Source organism: Allobosea sp. FBZP-16, assembly GCF_002831785.1.
GTDB lineage: Bacteria > Pseudomonadota > Alphaproteobacteria > Rhizobiales > Beijerinckiaceae > Allobosea > Allobosea lupini.
In genome coordinates, this window is sequence record NZ_LNCQ01000029.1 from 237713 (window position 1) to 251553 (window position 13841).

General features: G+C 67.9%; 14 protein-coding genes. 5 read left to right on the plus strand and 9 right to left on the minus strand.

Annotation, left to right across the window (positions count from 1 at the left end; all coding sequences use genetic code 11):
• A partial coding sequence (locus CXY91_RS15845; protein WP_199777463.1) for an SPOR domain-containing protein occupies positions 1-587 on the plus strand: 587 nt, incomplete at its 5' end.
• Positions 588-604: 17 nt separating this feature from the next.
• On the opposite strand, the gene CXY91_RS15850 is transcribed toward CXY91_RS15845, so the two are convergent.
• Complete coding sequence (locus CXY91_RS15850; protein ID WP_248307510.1) at positions 605-1333, minus strand: DnaJ domain-containing protein; 729 nt, start codon at positions 1331-1333, stop codon at positions 605-607.
• Positions 1330-2079 carry a hypothetical protein gene (locus CXY91_RS15855; protein WP_100962279.1) on the minus strand — a complete coding sequence of 250 codons (750 nt, stop codon included), beginning with the start codon at positions 2077-2079 and terminating at the stop codon, positions 1330-1332. Before CXY91_RS15855 ends, CXY91_RS15850 begins: the two co-directional genes overlap by 4 nt.
• Before the next feature lie 190 nt (positions 2080-2269).
• On the opposite strand from CXY91_RS15855, the gene panC reads away from it, so the two are divergent.
• On the plus strand, positions 2270-3118 hold the full coding sequence (gene panC / locus CXY91_RS15860; RefSeq protein WP_199777464.1) for a pantoate--beta-alanine ligase: 849 nt from the start codon (positions 2270-2272) through the stop codon (positions 3116-3118).
• Between the two features lie 333 nt (positions 3119-3451).
• Here panC and CXY91_RS15870 read toward each other — a convergent pair whose 3' ends face one another.
• Positions 3452-3889 (minus strand): DUF1489 family protein, encoded by a 438-nt coding sequence (locus CXY91_RS15870; protein WP_091842072.1) that lies wholly within the window; start codon positions 3887-3889, stop codon positions 3452-3454.
• Between the two features lie 260 nt (positions 3890-4149).
• Between CXY91_RS15870 and CXY91_RS15875 the strand changes: the two genes are divergently transcribed.
• Positions 4150-4929, plus strand: a complete 780-nt coding sequence (locus CXY91_RS15875; RefSeq protein ID WP_100962282.1) for an SDR family NAD(P)-dependent oxidoreductase — start codon at positions 4150-4152, stop codon at positions 4927-4929.
• Positions 4930-5038: 109 nt separating this feature from the next.
• Positions 5039-5878 (plus strand): aminoglycoside phosphotransferase family protein, encoded by an 840-nt coding sequence (locus tag CXY91_RS15880; RefSeq protein WP_100962283.1) that lies wholly within the window; start codon positions 5039-5041, stop codon positions 5876-5878.
• Here CXY91_RS15880 and CXY91_RS15885 read toward each other — a convergent pair.
• Positions 5875-6843, minus strand: coding sequence for a threonine ammonia-lyase (locus CXY91_RS15885; RefSeq protein ID WP_100962284.1), 969 nt, complete (start codon positions 6841-6843; stop codon positions 5875-5877). The two genes, CXY91_RS15880 and CXY91_RS15885, sit on opposite strands and share 4 nt — an antisense overlap.
• Before the next feature lie 95 nt (positions 6844-6938).
• On the opposite strand from CXY91_RS15885, the gene CXY91_RS15890 reads away from it, so the two are divergent.
• On the plus strand, positions 6939-7520 hold the full coding sequence (locus CXY91_RS15890) for a helix-turn-helix domain-containing protein (RefSeq protein ID WP_100962285.1): 582 nt from the start codon (positions 6939-6941) through the stop codon (positions 7518-7520).
• A 31-nt stretch (positions 7521-7551) separates the two neighbouring features.
• On the opposite strand, the gene CXY91_RS15895 is transcribed toward CXY91_RS15890, so the two are convergent.
• From CXY91_RS15895 to CXY91_RS15915, 5 genes are all read right to left on the minus strand, one after another.
• Positions 7552-9537 carry an acetyl/propionyl/methylcrotonyl-CoA carboxylase subunit alpha gene (locus CXY91_RS15895; RefSeq protein WP_100962286.1) on the minus strand — a complete coding sequence of 662 codons (1986 nt, stop codon included), beginning with the start codon at positions 9535-9537 and terminating at the stop codon, positions 7552-7554.
• A gap of 102 nt (positions 9538-9639) precedes the next feature.
• Positions 9640-10890: a YeeE/YedE family protein gene (locus tag CXY91_RS15900; RefSeq protein ID WP_100962287.1), complete on the minus strand. Its 1251-nt coding sequence runs from the start codon at positions 10888-10890 to the stop codon at positions 9640-9642.
• Between the two features lie 8 nt (positions 10891-10898).
• A complete protein-coding gene (locus CXY91_RS15905) occupies positions 10899-11834 on the minus strand; it encodes a sulfurtransferase (RefSeq protein WP_100962288.1) in 936 nt (311 codons plus the stop codon).
• A gap of 309 nt (positions 11835-12143) precedes the next feature.
• Entirely contained in the window at positions 12144-12854 is a 711-nt protein-coding gene (locus tag CXY91_RS15910; RefSeq protein ID WP_100962289.1) for a cation efflux transmembrane domain-containing protein, read from the minus strand.
• A 136-nt stretch (positions 12855-12990) separates the two neighbouring features.
• Positions 12991-13752, minus strand: a complete 762-nt coding sequence (locus CXY91_RS15915) for an SDR family oxidoreductase (RefSeq protein WP_091842095.1) — start codon at positions 13750-13752, stop codon at positions 12991-12993.
• Between the last annotated feature and the right edge of the window lie 89 nt (positions 13753-13841).

Sequence of the window (13841 nt, forward strand, 5' to 3'; positions counted from 1 at the left end):
CTCAGATGCCGCCGCCGCGCGCCCTGAGCGGCAGCGCCCAGGCGCTCGCTCTCTCCAACATGCGCCCGGTCGCCGCGACGACGACGCCGTCGGCGATGCGCTGGTCGATCGGCGCCGCCCCGGCTGAAGGCAAGGTCCTGCGCCCGCCGGCGAATGTCGACACCACGTCCTCGATCGCCAAGGTCGCTGAAGTCGCGCTCAAGGACGAGGTCCAGCCCATGCCGAAGAAGGTCGAGGCTCGCCTCCCCGAACCGGCGCCGGCTCCGGTCAAGGTGGCGCATGTCGCTAAGACACCAGAGGCCAAGGCCGAGCCCAAGCCAGCCGAGAAGACCGCGATCGCCTCGAAATGGGTGATCCAGCTCGGCGCCACCGACGACGAGGCCAAGGCCAAGGACATCCTCAGCCGCGCCCGCGCCAAGGCCTCCGGTTCGCTCGCCGACGCTTCGCCCTTCACCGAAAAGGTCGAGAAGGGTGGTGCCACCCTGTTCCGCGCCCGCTTCGCCGGCTTCGAGGAGTCCAAGGACGCCGAGAAGGCCTGCGCCCAGCTAAAGCGCGGCGGCTTCTCCTGCTTTGCCACCCGCGGCTGACCGGTCCGGAAAGGAGATCAGCCATGCTTTTTCAGCAAGGTATCCTTGGCCTGGTTGACGCGAGCGGCAAGCCCGCTGGTACCTCCGGCATCCGGATGGATCCGCTTCATCAGGCTCCGATGGGCATCGCGGATCGCCTCCGGGCCCGCCCCCGGGTGAAGCCCCAGGATCTCGTAGGCCTCCTCGTCCGACATCGCGCCCGTGCGCGCCGGGCTGCGCTGCCCCGCGTCGCGGTGACGATCAGCGTCTTCACGCCATCCGGGCGCCCGGCGGTCGAGATATGCCTCTAGGAGGCGCGCCCCGTCGGGATCTCCCGCGAGGCATTCGCGCAGCAGCGCACTGAGTTCGGTCGGGCTGAGATCGTCGAGATCGCGCCCCGCATAAGCGCCGGCCAGGACCTTGCCTCTGATGCCACCGCTGTCATGGTCGAGCTCCATCTCGAGCAGGCTCGATGCGACCTTCGAGCGCCCGGCCGAGCCGGTCCCGCCCCAGTCCTTCGCCCATTCCGGCATCTTGAGGCCGCCCGGGCCATAGGCGCTCCAGCCCAGCAGCCAGGCGCCGAGCCCGGCGAGGAAGATCGCCATATCCGGGCGGCCGCGCAGCATCAGCAACGCCGCGACACCGAGCGATAGCGTGCCGCCGACCACCTTGCCGAGCCGCACCAGCTTCTTCGGATCGGAGCCGGCGAAAAGCTTGGCCAACCACCAGATCAGGATCAGCGTGGCGATACCGTAGAGCAGGCTCACGATGTCCGGCCCTCCATCGCCGTCAGCAGTCTCTGCGCCGCAGCATTCTGCCCCGCGAGCGTCAGCAGCGCCTCGCGTCCACCGCTGGCATAGGCGGCTGCGCCGCGCAGCAGGTCGAGCAGCGAATTGGGCGCGTTGACGTCGAAGCGGGCATGGGCTCCGCCGGTCAGGCGTGCGATCTCGGCGAAGGCCGCGCTGGCGTCCGGATCGGCCCCCTCCTGAAACAGGAAGCCCTTGACTCCGCGCAGGCCTAGCTCTCCGGCGAGCGCGCAGAGCCGGTCGACATCTTCCTCCATCGCATCGCCGACATAGACGAAGGCGCGAATCGGCACCTGCCGCTCCTCGTCGCGGATATGCTTGAGCACGCGTCCGATCTGCGTCTGCCCGCCGCGGCAATCGATCTTGTTCATCAGCCCGGTCAGCCGCTGCGGCTCGCCGAGCCAGCCCGAGGCGCGGCACTCGTCGAAGCCGCGGAAATAGACAAGCTGGACCGCGAGCCCGCCGGTCCTGGCCGCGACCTCGAACATCTGCCCCTGCAGCGAGCAGGCCAGATCCCAGCTCGGCTGCCGGCTCATCGTCGCGTCGAGCGCGAAGACGAGCCGCCCCGCCTGCCCGGTCGCCAGCGGCGCGAGCTGCTTCGCCGCCGCGACGAAACGGTCGATCTCGCCAGGCTTGGAGCGCGCAGCATTCTCGACCGGGCGCGTTTCGCCCGCCTTGCCCACTGCCTTGCCGTTGTCGCGCGTCATGCTGTTCGCCGGGATTCGCTCATGCCGAAGATATTGGCCGCGTCGCCGGCATTTGCTACCCGTCCCCCGAGCCGCGCGCTTTCCGTTCGACCGGTATCGGTCGAACGATCAGAATTCGCGCAACTTAATAGTTGGGCATGTCCCGCAAAAATGGTCCCCACTTTTGCGGGACATGCCTCGGAGAAGCGCTATGTCGCAGGTGGCGGTGTTCGAGACGGTCGAGGCGATGCGCGAGGCGGTCGCGGCCTGGCATGCCGCCGGCGAGAAGGTCGCGCTGGTGCCGACCATGGGCGCGCTGCACGAAGGCCATATCGCGCTGGTGACCGAGGCGCAGAAGCATGCCCGCCGCGTCATCGTCTCGATCTTCGTCAACCCGACGCAGTTCGCGCCGCATGAGGACTTCAAGAAGTACCCGCGCACCTTCGACAGCGACCGTGCCCAGCTCGAAGCCGCCAACGCCGATGCGATCTATTTCCCCGCGGTCGAGGAGATGTACCCGCCGGGCTTCGCCAGCCGCGTGCTGCTGCTCGGCCCGGCCGCCGTCGGCCTGGAGGACCGCTTCCGCCCGACGCATTTTGAAGGCGTCGCAACGGTTTGCTGCAAGCTGTTCACGCAGAGCAAGGCCGATTTCGCCGTCTTCGGCGAGAAGGACTACCAGCAGCTCAAGGTGGTGACGCGCATGGCCCGCGACCTCGATCTCGGCATCGAGATCGTGCCGCTGGCGACCTTCCGCGAGCCCGACGGTCTCGCCATGTCCTCGCGCAACCGCTACCTCTCGGCCGAGGAGCGCGCCCTTGCGCCGACGCTCCACAAGGTGATGCAGGCCCTCGCCGCCCGCATCCGCAATGACGACCCACTGTTCCAGGCGGTCGCCGACGCGCAGAACGAGATCATCACCGCCGGCTTCGAGCTCGACTATCTCGAAGCCCGCCATGCCGACACGCTGGCGCCGGTAACCTCGCGCGCCGACGGCCCGATCCGCCTGCTGATCGCGGCGCGGCTGGGAGCGACGCGCCTGATCGACAATATCGGGGTGTGAGGCGAACCGCCGCCCACAAGACCATTTTCAGGCTTAGTGGGCGGCGATAGCAGCCGGGCGCGGGGGCAGCGCCTTGAGAGGTCTGGCGTTGACAGGCCGGGCGCGTGCGAGAGGCTTAAGCCCGGCCAGCCGCCGGCCACGCATCTCGACGCCGCGCGTCAGGTGCGCATCAAGGCGTTTGGCGAAAGCGGCAATGCGAGCAAAAATCCTGAGCATGGTGGTTCGCATCATATGCGCCTGACCGCGATGGGCGGCGCTTCCACCATGATGTAGCCGGTCTCGCACAAGGCTTCGAAGCGTATCGCAGCCGCCGGCCTAAGCGCTGCGTAACGCCTACAGCAACCCCAGCTCCGCCAATTCCCGCCGCATCTGTTCGGGCATCACGCCGAGATCGCCGCTGCGGCCGTCGATGTCGCGCGGCGCGTCCTTGTCCTGCAGGTAGCGCCAGCCCTGGAACGGCCGGAATGGGCGCGGCTCGACCGGCACCACCACCGGCTCCATCACCAAATGGCAGCGGCCGATGCCCTCGCCATCGGTGAAGGGGCGGATATCGATCAGGCGCTGGCGCGCCGAGACCTGGCCCTTGATCACCCAGTAGAGTGAGCCGCCATTGACGATCTCCTCGATCCGCTTCGGCACCATGCGGGTGGTGTGCAGTTGCTCCGCCGGCTCGCCCCGGGCGCGGCGCTGCGCCTGCCGCTCGGCGATCCACTCTTCGAGATCGCTGATCGAGTCGGCGCCGACGCAGAGCTTGAGGATATGGAGCGGCATGGCGGGCAACCTAATCCTCGCCGAAGCCGCTCGCCAGAGCCCACGGCCTTTCTCCACAAGCCGGCGCCCCCTTTCCCGTCATGGTCGGGCTTGTCCCGACCATCCACGTCTTCGTTTCTCGAGAGCGGTGTTCAAGACGTGGATGCTCGCCGCAAGGGCGAGCCTGACGGCAGAGATGCCGGGCTGGTCGGCGTGGATGCAGCCATGACGGCGCCGCGCTCGCAGGCTACTAAGGCCACCGACCCGAACGGAGACACGACATGCGCGGACTGCAAGGCAAGGCCATTCTCGTCACCGGCTCCTCGACCGGTATCGGCTACGCCATGGCCGAACGCCTGATCGCCGAGGGCGCCAAGGTGCTGATCCATGGCCGCGAGCAGAACGAGGTCGACACCGCCTGCCGCAAGCTCGGCCCCGCGACCTCGGGCGCGATCGGCGATCTCGCCGAGCCGGCGACGGCCCAGGCGCTGGTCGACGCGACCCGCAAGGCCTTCGGCCGCATCGATGGCCTGGTCAACAATGCCGGCATCTATCCGCGCGGCGTGCTGGCTGAGACCACCGCTGCCTTCTTCGACCACATCTTCGCGATCAACACCCGTGCGCCCCTGCTCTGCGCCGAGGCGGCGATCCGCGCCTTCCGCCTGCAGAAGTCCGGCGGCTCGATCCTCACCGTCGGCTCGATCAACGCATATTGCGGCAACTCCAACCTCACCGTCTATTCGATGTCGAAGGGCGCGCTGATGACGATGACGCGCAACCTGGCCAACACGCTCGGGCGCGAGCATATCCGGGTCAACCAGCTCAATGTCGGCTGGACCTTCACCGCCAACGAGGATGCGACGCAGCAGCGCGAGGGCAAGAGGCCGGGCTGGGAGAAGGAAGTGCCGCTCGAATTCGCGCCCTTTGGCCAGATCATGCAGCCGGCCGAGATCGCCGCCCACACCGCCTTCTGGCTGTCGGAGGAGAGCGGCCACGTCTCCGGCCAGATTTACGAGGTCGAGCAGTTCCCGCTGATCGGTCGCGGCCGGGCGGCGGACTAACCTCCAGCGTCATTGCGAGGAGCGCAGCGACGAAGCAATCCAGAGCGGCTCGCGCAGTCCCGCTGGATTGCTTCGCTCGCTCTCGCAATGACGGAACTGACGACCGACGATGCCGACCGACGCCTTTTCGCCCTGGCTGATCCGCTGGAACCTCGACCCCGCCGGCGAGCCGATCCGCACCCATGCCAGCCAGCTTTTGCCCGTCCTGCACCAGAGCCAGCCGGCCATGCTGAAGCTGCCCGAGGTCGAGGACGAACGGCGCGGCTACCTGCCGCTCGACTACTGGGCCGGCGATGGCGCCGCCCGCCTCTTCGCCCGCAGCGACAATGGCGAGGCCATGCTGATCGAGCGCGCAACCGGCTCCCGCTCGCTCGCCGCCATGGCCCGCAGCGGTGCAACTGGCGATGACGAGGCGACGGCCATCCTCTGCGACGCCATCGCCGCTTTGCAGAAGCCGCGCGGCCCGGCGCCCTCAGGCCTGATCCCGCTGGAAACCTGGTTCAAGGACCTCTTCCCGATGGCTCAGCAGCACGGTGGCATCCTCGCCCGCGCGGCCACAGTCGCCAACGAATTGCTTCCGGCGCAGCGCGAGATCGTGCCGCTCCACGCCGACCTCCACCATGACAACGTCCTCGATTTCGAGGCCAGGGGCTGGCTCGCCATCGATCCGAAATCGGTGATCGGTGATCGCGCCTTCGAATACACGATCCTGTTCTGCGATCCCGATCTCGCCGACCCCGAACCGCCGGTCGCGGTCTTGCCCGGCCGCTTCGAGCGCCGGCTGGAGATCGTGCTGGCGAAATCCGGGCTGGAGCGCCGCCGACTCCTGATGTGGATCCTGGCCTGGTGCGGACTCTCGACCGCCTGGTTCGACGAAGACGAGGACCCTCTGGCGCAGATCAATCTCGCCGTAGCCGAGCGGGCGATCGTCGCGCTGGACGCGCTCTAATCCCGCATCCAGGCGCTGAACCGCTCCGGCAGGACATTCGCCCCGCAGATCACCGTGGCGACGCGCTTGCCGCGATAACGTTCGGGCTCTTCCAGCATTGCGGCGATGCCGAGCGCCGCCGAGGGCTCGGTGACGAGCGCGGCATGCCGGTAGAGCAGCCGCATGCCCTCGACGATGCTGGCTTCCTCGACCAGCGGAACATGGTCGGCGAGGGCGATGAGGTCGTCGAGCACCTCCGGTATCGGAAACCGCCCGGCGACGCCGTCGGCGATCGTGTCGGTGCTCTCGGTCGTCACGACCGATCGGGCTCGCCACGACAGCGCCAGGGCCGGCGCACCTTTCGGCTGGATGCAGACGATCTCGGTCGCAGGCGACAGGGTTTTCATGACATGGCCGACGCCGGTGGCCAGCGCACCGCCACCGAGCGCGAGCAGCACGGTATCGACACGCCCTGCCCCCTCGACGAGTTCGAGCCCGATCGTCGCCGCGCCCTCGCAGGTGTCGAGGTTTTCGCTGTCCTCGATCAGGAAGGCTTCGCCACCACCCGCGATCTCCCGCGCGCGCTCGCGGGCCGTCTCGATATCGCCTTCGACCAGCTCGACCGCTCCGCCCAAGCGGCGGATGCGCTCGATCTTGCCGGCATTGGCGCCCCTCCCCGCGATCACTATGACGTCGATGCCGCGCGACCGGCCGCTATAGGCCAGCGCTTGGCCAAGATTGCCTGCGCTGGCGCAGACCGCAGCCTTTGGGCCTGAACTCCTGGCGAGCCGCGCCATCGCGACCTCGGTCCCGCGCCCCTTGAAGCAGCCGATCGGGTTCGCAGTCTCGAGCTTGATGACGAGCTCGCAGCCGAGCAATTCGCCGAGTGTCGGAGATTGGAACTGCGGCGTATCGCGAAACAGCAGCGAAATTTCTCGCTGCGCCTGCCGGATGCGGTCGAGGTCGAGCCTGGTGTTCGGCTGCATGGGACAAGCCTTCGGCGGGATGGTAGGAACGACGCGTGCGCTTTAGCGCACAAACATCCCGTGCGCAATAACGCACAGACTGGAGAGCGCCTGCCATGAAGCCCGTCGGCCCGGTCGATACCCCGAAGCTGCTCAAGTCGATCCGAAGCGACCGCGGCTGGAGCCTCGACCAGACGGCGGCGCGCACCGGCGTCAGCAAGGCGATGCTGGGCCAGATCGAACGGGGCGAATCCGCACCGACGATCGCGACGCTCTGGAAGCTCGCCACGGGCCTGGGGGTTCCCATGACCGCGCTGCTGGAGGCCGATGGCGGGAGCGGCGACGTACTGCTTCTGCGCGACGCCGCCGACTTGCGCGTGCGCCCATCGCAGGAAGGCATGCAGCGGGCTCTTGTTTTTCCCTACGAGGCGCGGTTCGGCTTCGAGCTCTACGAGCTCACCTTCGCACCCGGCTTCGAGAGCATCTCGGAGCCGCACGACGTCGGCGTCGTCGAGCACATCACCGTCCAGCATGGCGAGGTCGAGCTGCTGGTCGAGGAGGAGTGGCGGCCGCTCAGACAGGGCCAGTCGCTGCGCTTCCCGGCCGACCGCCGGCACGGCTATCGCAATCGGACGCGCGAAGAGGCCGTGGTCACGGACATCATCCACTACCGCTTCGCACCAAGCCCGAAGGCTTGAAGCCGTCATTGGGAAGGAAGGGGCTCTAGGTTCACTCCCCGAGCACGACCACCTTCGCGCCCTCGGCCACCTGCGCGCCCGGCTCGGCGCCGAGCTCGGTGACGGTGCCGTCGCGCGGGGCGGTCAGCACATGCTCCATCTTCATGGCTTCGACGATGGCGAGCCGCTGGCCCTTCACCACCGCCTCCCCGGCCGTGACGAAAAGCGCGATCAGCTTGCCGTGCATCGGCGCCTTGATCACGCCGCCGGCGCCGGCGACGGCATCGAGATCGACGCTGAACGGATCGAACAGCGCGACGGAGGTCTGGCGGCCGCGATGCAGCGCGAGATAGGTGCCTGCCTCGGCGCGGGCCAGCGTCACCTCGTGCTCGCCCTCATCAAGCGGATGGCCAGGCAACGAGACGCGCGCAGCGTCGCCGTTCCACTCGATCCTGGCCTCGATCCGCTCGCCATCGACCAAAAGCGGCAGGCCAAGCGCCGGGCGTGGCATGATCGAGAAGGCATCGGCGTCGAGCCAGGGCGACTTGGCCTCATCGCCGGTCCGCTCGATCGCGAGGTCGAGCAGCGCCACCTGCCGCTCCTCTTCCAGTTGCAGCGCCGCCGCCGCGACCGCGGCCGCATCGAGCGGCTGCGGCTCGGCCCCGAGCGCCTCGATGTTGCGCTCGATGAAACCGGTATCGAACGGACCCTTCCGGAACCCCTCGGCCTCGGCCAGCTTCTTCAGGAAGGCGAGATTGGTGCGGGGCCCGGCGACGATGGTCTCGCCGAGCGCGAAGGCGAGATGGTCGAGCGCCTCGTCGCGGCTGCGGCCATGGGCGATCACTTTGGCGATCATCGGATCGTAGAACGGCGTCACCGAATCGCCGGCCTCGACGCCGGTATCGATGCGGATGTCCTCGCTCTGCGGGAATTGCAGCGCCCAGAGCTTGCCGGTAGACGGCAGGAAGCCCTTCTCCGGATCCTCGGCATAGAGCCGCGCCTCGACGGCGTGCCCTTCGGCGCGAACGTCATCCTGGGTGAAGCCGAGCGGCTCGCCGGCCGCGACCTTGAGCTGCAGCTCGACCAGATCGAGCCCGGTGATCGCCTCGGTGACGGGATGCTCGACCTGGAGGCGGGTATTCATCTCCATGAAGTAGAAGCGGTCTGCCCTGAGGCCGTCGCGCCCGTCGGCGATGAACTCGACCGTGCCGGCGCCGACATAGCCGACCGCCTTGGCCGCCTCCGTCGCCGCCTTGCCCATGGCGGCGCGCACCTCCGGCGTCATGCCCGGCGCCGGCGCCTCCTCGATAACCTTCTGGTGGCGGCGCTGCAGCGAGCAGTCGCGCTCGTAGAGATGGACGACATTGCCATGGCTGTCGCCGAATACCTGGATTTCGACATGGCGCGGCGAGAGCACGTATTTCTCGACCAGCACCCGCGCATCGCCGAAGGCATTCTTGCCCTCGCGCTGGGCGCTGGAAAGCGCATCGGCGAAGTCCTCGGGCCGATCGACCTTCTTCATGCCCTTGCCGCCGCCGCCGGCGACCGCCTTGATCAGCACCGGATAGCCGATGCGCTCGGCCTCCTGGCTGAGGAAATCGACGCCCTGCTCGGCGCCGTGATAGCCCGGCACGACCGGGACACCCGCCTTCTCGACCAGTGCCTTCGCCGCATCCTTCAGACCCATGGCGCTGATGGCGGAGGCGGGCGGGCCGACGAAGACGATGCCGGCCGCGGCGCAGGCCTCGGCAAATTCGACATTCTCGGACAGGAAGCCATAGCCCGGATGGATGCAGGCCGCGCCGGCTTGCTTGGCGACCGCGAGGATCTTCTGCGCATCGAGATAGCTCTCACGCGCTGGCGCCGGGCCGATCCGATAAGCCTCGTCCGCCATCTCGACGAACAGCGCCTGCGCATCGGCGTCGGAATAGACCGCGATTGTGCGCAGGCCGAGCCGCCTGGCGGTGCGGATCACCCGGCAGGCGATCTCGCCGCGATTGGCGATCAGGATGGAGGGCAGTTTGGCGGCAATCGACATACAAGCTTCCTCGGGGACATCCTCGAACCGATGCCACCGTTATAGCCCAGCCTGCCCCCATGTCTGCGCCTTGTTGCGCAAGTGGCAGATGGGCACAGCGCCTCAATCCAACAGCCGCAGCCGCCGCCCCGCCTTCAGTGTCACCGTCGCCCCGACGACCAGCCCGAGCGCGAACACCCAGCCCGAGACCGCCCCGGCCGAGATGCCCGAGAGGAGCGTGCCGACCGTGCAGCCGAGCCCGAACACCGTGCCCCAGCCGAGCAGCACGCCACCGACCAGCCCGCGCAACACATGCCCGCCATCCGGCCGCCTTGGCTTGAACTCGCCCGCCGCCAGCGCCGCAGCGAAGGCGGCCGCGACCAGCCCGGCAACGAAGAGCCCGTTCGGCGTCAGCAGTGCATCGCGGATCAGGGTGGCGCAGCCGCGGAAGCTGTCGAGCCCTTCCAGGCGCGCCGGCAACCAGTCGAACCCGGTCGCCAATTGCCGCGAGCGCGAGCCGAGCTCGGCGGTGACGCCGAGCGGCGACAGGCGAAGATAAGCTGCGACGCCAATCAGCCCGACGAAGAGCCCGCCGAGCCAGGCCGGCCAGCGTCGCAGGACAATTGCAGCGATTGGGTCGGCTGGCGCGTTCTCCGATGCACCCTGCTCGCTCGGCCTGCCGGCCCGCAGCAGCCACCAGGCCGCGGCCCCGAACACGGCAAGCCCGGCCAGCAGCGCCCCGCCATAGCCGAGCTGGCGCGGCACCCAGAGCACCGGCGACTCCGAGATCGTCAGCAGATAGAGCTCGTTCCAGCTCAGGAATCCGAGGATGAAGCCAAGGCCTGCGCCTATAAGCGCGAAAGGAGAGGTCGGCGAGCCCTCGCCCAGGCGGTAGAGATGGGCGCTGATGCAGGAGCCGGAGATCGCCACGCCGGCGCCGAAGGCGAGCCCCGCCAGCACCAGCGCCGGGCCGACCGGGCCGATATGCGCCGTCGGCGGCAGGCGCGTGCCTGTGGGATCGGGCAGCCAGGCGCCATAGATCAGGGTGTAGCCGGCAAGCCCGACAGCCAGTGCGGCGAGGATGCCGAGCAACCCGCGCGGATCGCGCCGGTCGAGCCAGTCTTTCCAGATGCAGAAGAAGCAGAAGCGCGCCCGCTGCAGCACGAAGCCGAAGGCGGCACCCAAAATCAGCGAGAGCTGGAGCTGCGGCGCCGGATCGCCGTGGCGCCCGACCAGATAGATGGAAATTGCGATTGCTACGGCGACGACCGCTGCAGCGATGTAGCGCAGGGGCGGCAGCCTGATCGGCTCCGCCCCCGCCTGCCGGCGCGCCAGCTCATAGTCCAGCGCGCCGCTATCGTCGGAGATACTCATCAGGGAGCTTACTTGCCGCCCCAGACTGTGCCGGCCGGATTGCTGATCGGCAGCCCGACGACGTTGCCGTATTCGGTCCAGGAGCCGTCATAATTGGCGGCCTGGTAGCCGAGCACGCGCGTCAGGATGAACCAGGTGTGGCTTGAGCGCTCGCCGATGCGGCAGGAGGTGATCACCGGCTTGGAGCCGTCGATGCCGACCTCGGCATAGAGCTTCTTCAGCTCTTCCGGCGACTTCAGCGTGCCGTCGGCCTGGTTGACCGCCCGCGCCCACGGCACGTTGACCGAGCCGGGGATATGGCCGGCGCGCAGCGCCAGTTCCTGGAAGCCGGCCGGGGCGATGATCTTGCCGGAGAATTCGTCGGGCGAGCGGATATCCAGAATGCGGGCGTCCGACTTCTTCTCGACGCTGGCGACGACGTCGGTGAGGCGGGCGCGCAGCGCCTTGTTCGGCTCGCCGACTGTAAAGGTAGACGCCTTGACCGGCACCGGATTGGTCGCGACCGGGCGCTTCTCCAGCTCCCATTTCTTGCGGCCGCCATCGAGCAGCTTCACGTTGTCGCGCAGGCCGTAGATGTCGAACACCCAGGCGCCCCAGGCAGCAAACCAGTTGTTGTTGTCGCCGTAGAGGACGACGGTGACGTCCTTGTCGACGCCGAGCTTGCGGGCCAGCGCCTGGAACTTCTCGGGACCGGCGATGTCGCGCGAAACGGTCTCGACCAGATCAGTATGCCAGGCGATGTTCTGCGCGCCGGGGATATGGCCACGCTCGTAGATGCCGGGCTCGACGCTGACCTCGACGATCCTGACCTTGGGATCGCTGAGGTTCTTCTCCAGCCACTCGGTCGAGACCAGCGGGCCGGACTGTGCCAGCGCCGCGCCGCCGAGCACGAGGCTCGCGGCCAGTGCAGTCACGCCGTGGCGGATGAAAGACAGGACGGACATTCTGGCGCTCCTTGGCGCCGAAAGAGCCGGGCTATCGGCGCGTTTCGGCATGAATTGCAGGGGCTGCCATGATTTCGCCACGCGGCTCGCCGGAGAAGCCGGACAGGATTTTTTTGTTTGCCATCAAGGCGGAAGAATTGGGTCGTACGACCTTGGTCGGAGGAGAAGTTTCTTCTCATGCCTCCCTACTTGGGTCATCCCGGGCGGAGCGCAGCGGAGACCCGGGATCCATTCCGGAGCCTTCCCTAAGGAGGTTCAGGCATGGGTCCCGGGTCTCCCTTCGGTCGCTCGGGACGACAGAGCCCTGTCTTATGATGAGGTTTTCTTCCGATCCTGCGGCTGCTTCGTCGCCCGCCAGATCGCCCAGCTCGCCTGGAAGCAGAGGAAGGCGACGAAGAGGTCGAACAGATATTCCGGCCAGCGCACCGAGAGCAGTCGCGCGGCGAGGCCGAGCAGCGCGAAGCCAGTGGTCGAGATCGCATCGTTGCGCGAGGACAGCCAGGTCGCCTTGATCACCGGGTTGGTCTCGGCCCGGAAGCGCCAGAGCACGCCGATGATGAGATAGGCGATCAGGATCGCGCTCGCCGCCGAGAAGCCAAGCGTGAAGAGCTCGATCGGCCGCGGCCGCAGGATCTTGTCCCAGAGGTCGTAGAGGGTGTGCAGGCCCGCAACCGCCATCACCGCGCCGATGGCGAGCGCCGCCACCTTCTCGGCCCGCTCGTCGCGGCCGAAGACCAGCGCCGCGATGCCGTAGAGCGCGACGTCGTAGACCCAGTCGACGCCGTCCTTGAACAGCTGGTTGTTGCCCACGGCAATCGCCCAGAGCACGACATTGCCGGCGAAGATCAGGATGCCGAGCGCGATGCCCCAGATCGTCAGGCGATAGGCGCGCCCGACTTTCGGATCGACCGGCGCGGCATGGCCGGGTTCGCTCTCGATGCGAACGCCGTGCCCGTCATGGTCGGCCTTGGGCCGACCATCCGCGTTTTCGCGCTGTTCCGAGGCATCGAAGGCTGACAAGCGCGGCACTCCCGAGTCGCCCCGGACAGTGTCGCGCAAAAACCGCTCGTCGCAAGCCGTGGACGGCCGGGACTGGCCCGACCAGGACGACAGCGGATCGCCAATCACGGCGCCGGCGCTTGTGGGGGCGTGCCCCTCAGCCGCGCCCGACGAGCGGGGCCTTGGTCGCCATCACCGTGACGAAGAGGATGTTGGCCTCGAGCGGCAGGCCGGCCATATGCAGGACAGTGGTCGCGACATGGTCGACATCCATCACCGGCTCGACCTTGATCGAGCCGTCCGGCTGCGGCACGCCGGTGGTCATCTTCTTGGCCATCTCGGTCAGCGCATTGCCGATATCGACCTGGCCGACGGCGATGTCGTATTTGCGCCCGTCGAGCGAGGCGGTCTTGGTCAGGCCGGAGATGGCGTGCTTGGTCGCGGTGTAGGCGGCCGAGTTCGGGCGCGGCACCTGCGCCGAGATCGAGCCGTTGTTGATGATGCGCCCGCCGCGCGGCTCCTGCGACTTCATCGCCTTGAAGGCCTCCTGCGTGCACAGGAACGGGCCGGTCAGGTTCGTGTCGACCACCCTCTGCCAGTCCTCCAGCGAGAGGTCCTCCAGCAGCACGCCGCCCGGCGCATTGACGCCGGCATTGTTGAACAGCACGTCGACGCGGCCGAACTTCGCCTTAGTGGCAGCGAACAGCGCCTCGACCGACGTCTTGTCGGTCACGTCGGTCGAGACCGCGAGCGCCTGCGCCGCCGGCGCGCCCGAGAGCGTGATCGTCTCTTCGAGGGCATCGGTGCGGCGCCCGGCCAGCACGGTGCGATAGCCGTCCTTCAGGAAGGCGATGGCGACGGCCCGGCCGACGCCCGAGCCGGCACCGGTGATGATCGCGACCTTGTTATGCCCAGACATGCGCTTCCTCGTCTTTTTACAATTTCAACCGTTTCAAGTGCCGCACGATAACAGCGCATGCAGTATGCTGAAGCGGACCCGCCGCGCAA

What these genes read in the sequence shown, in the direction of transcription:
- panC (WP_199777464.1), top strand. Translation starts at nt 2,270, where the DNA reads ATGTCGCAGGTGGCGGTGTTCGAGACGGTCGAGGCGATGCGCGAGGCG.
- CXY91_RS15870 (WP_091842072.1), bottom strand. Translation starts at nt 3,889, where the DNA reads ATGCCGCTCCATATCCTCAAGCTCTGCGTCGGCGCCGACTCGATCAGC.
- CXY91_RS15855 (WP_100962279.1), bottom strand. Translation starts at nt 2,079, where the DNA reads ATGACGCGCGACAACGGCAAGGCAGTGGGCAAGGCGGGCGAAACGCGC.
- CXY91_RS15880 (WP_100962283.1), top strand. Translation starts at nt 5,039, where the DNA reads ATGCCGACCGACGCCTTTTCGCCCTGGCTGATCCGCTGGAACCTCGAC.
- CXY91_RS15895 (WP_100962286.1), bottom strand. Translation starts at nt 9,537, where the DNA reads ATGTCGATTGCCGCCAAACTGCCCTCCATCCTGATCGCCAATCGCGGC.
- CXY91_RS15900 (WP_100962287.1), bottom strand. Translation starts at nt 10,890, where the DNA reads ATGAGTATCTCCGACGATAGCGGCGCGCTGGACTATGAGCTGGCGCGC.
- CXY91_RS15885 (WP_100962284.1), bottom strand. Translation starts at nt 6,843, where the DNA reads ATGCAGCCGAACACCAGGCTCGACCTCGACCGCATCCGGCAGGCGCAG.
- CXY91_RS15875 (WP_100962282.1), top strand. Translation starts at nt 4,150, where the DNA reads ATGCGCGGACTGCAAGGCAAGGCCATTCTCGTCACCGGCTCCTCGACC.
- CXY91_RS15915 (WP_091842095.1), bottom strand. Translation starts at nt 13,752, where the DNA reads ATGTCTGGGCATAACAAGGTCGCGATCATCACCGGTGCCGGCTCGGGC.
- CXY91_RS15890 (WP_100962285.1), top strand. Translation starts at nt 6,939, where the DNA reads ATGAAGCCCGTCGGCCCGGTCGATACCCCGAAGCTGCTCAAGTCGATC.
- CXY91_RS15905 (WP_100962288.1), bottom strand. Translation starts at nt 11,834, where the DNA reads ATGTCCGTCCTGTCTTTCATCCGCCACGGCGTGACTGCACTGGCCGCG.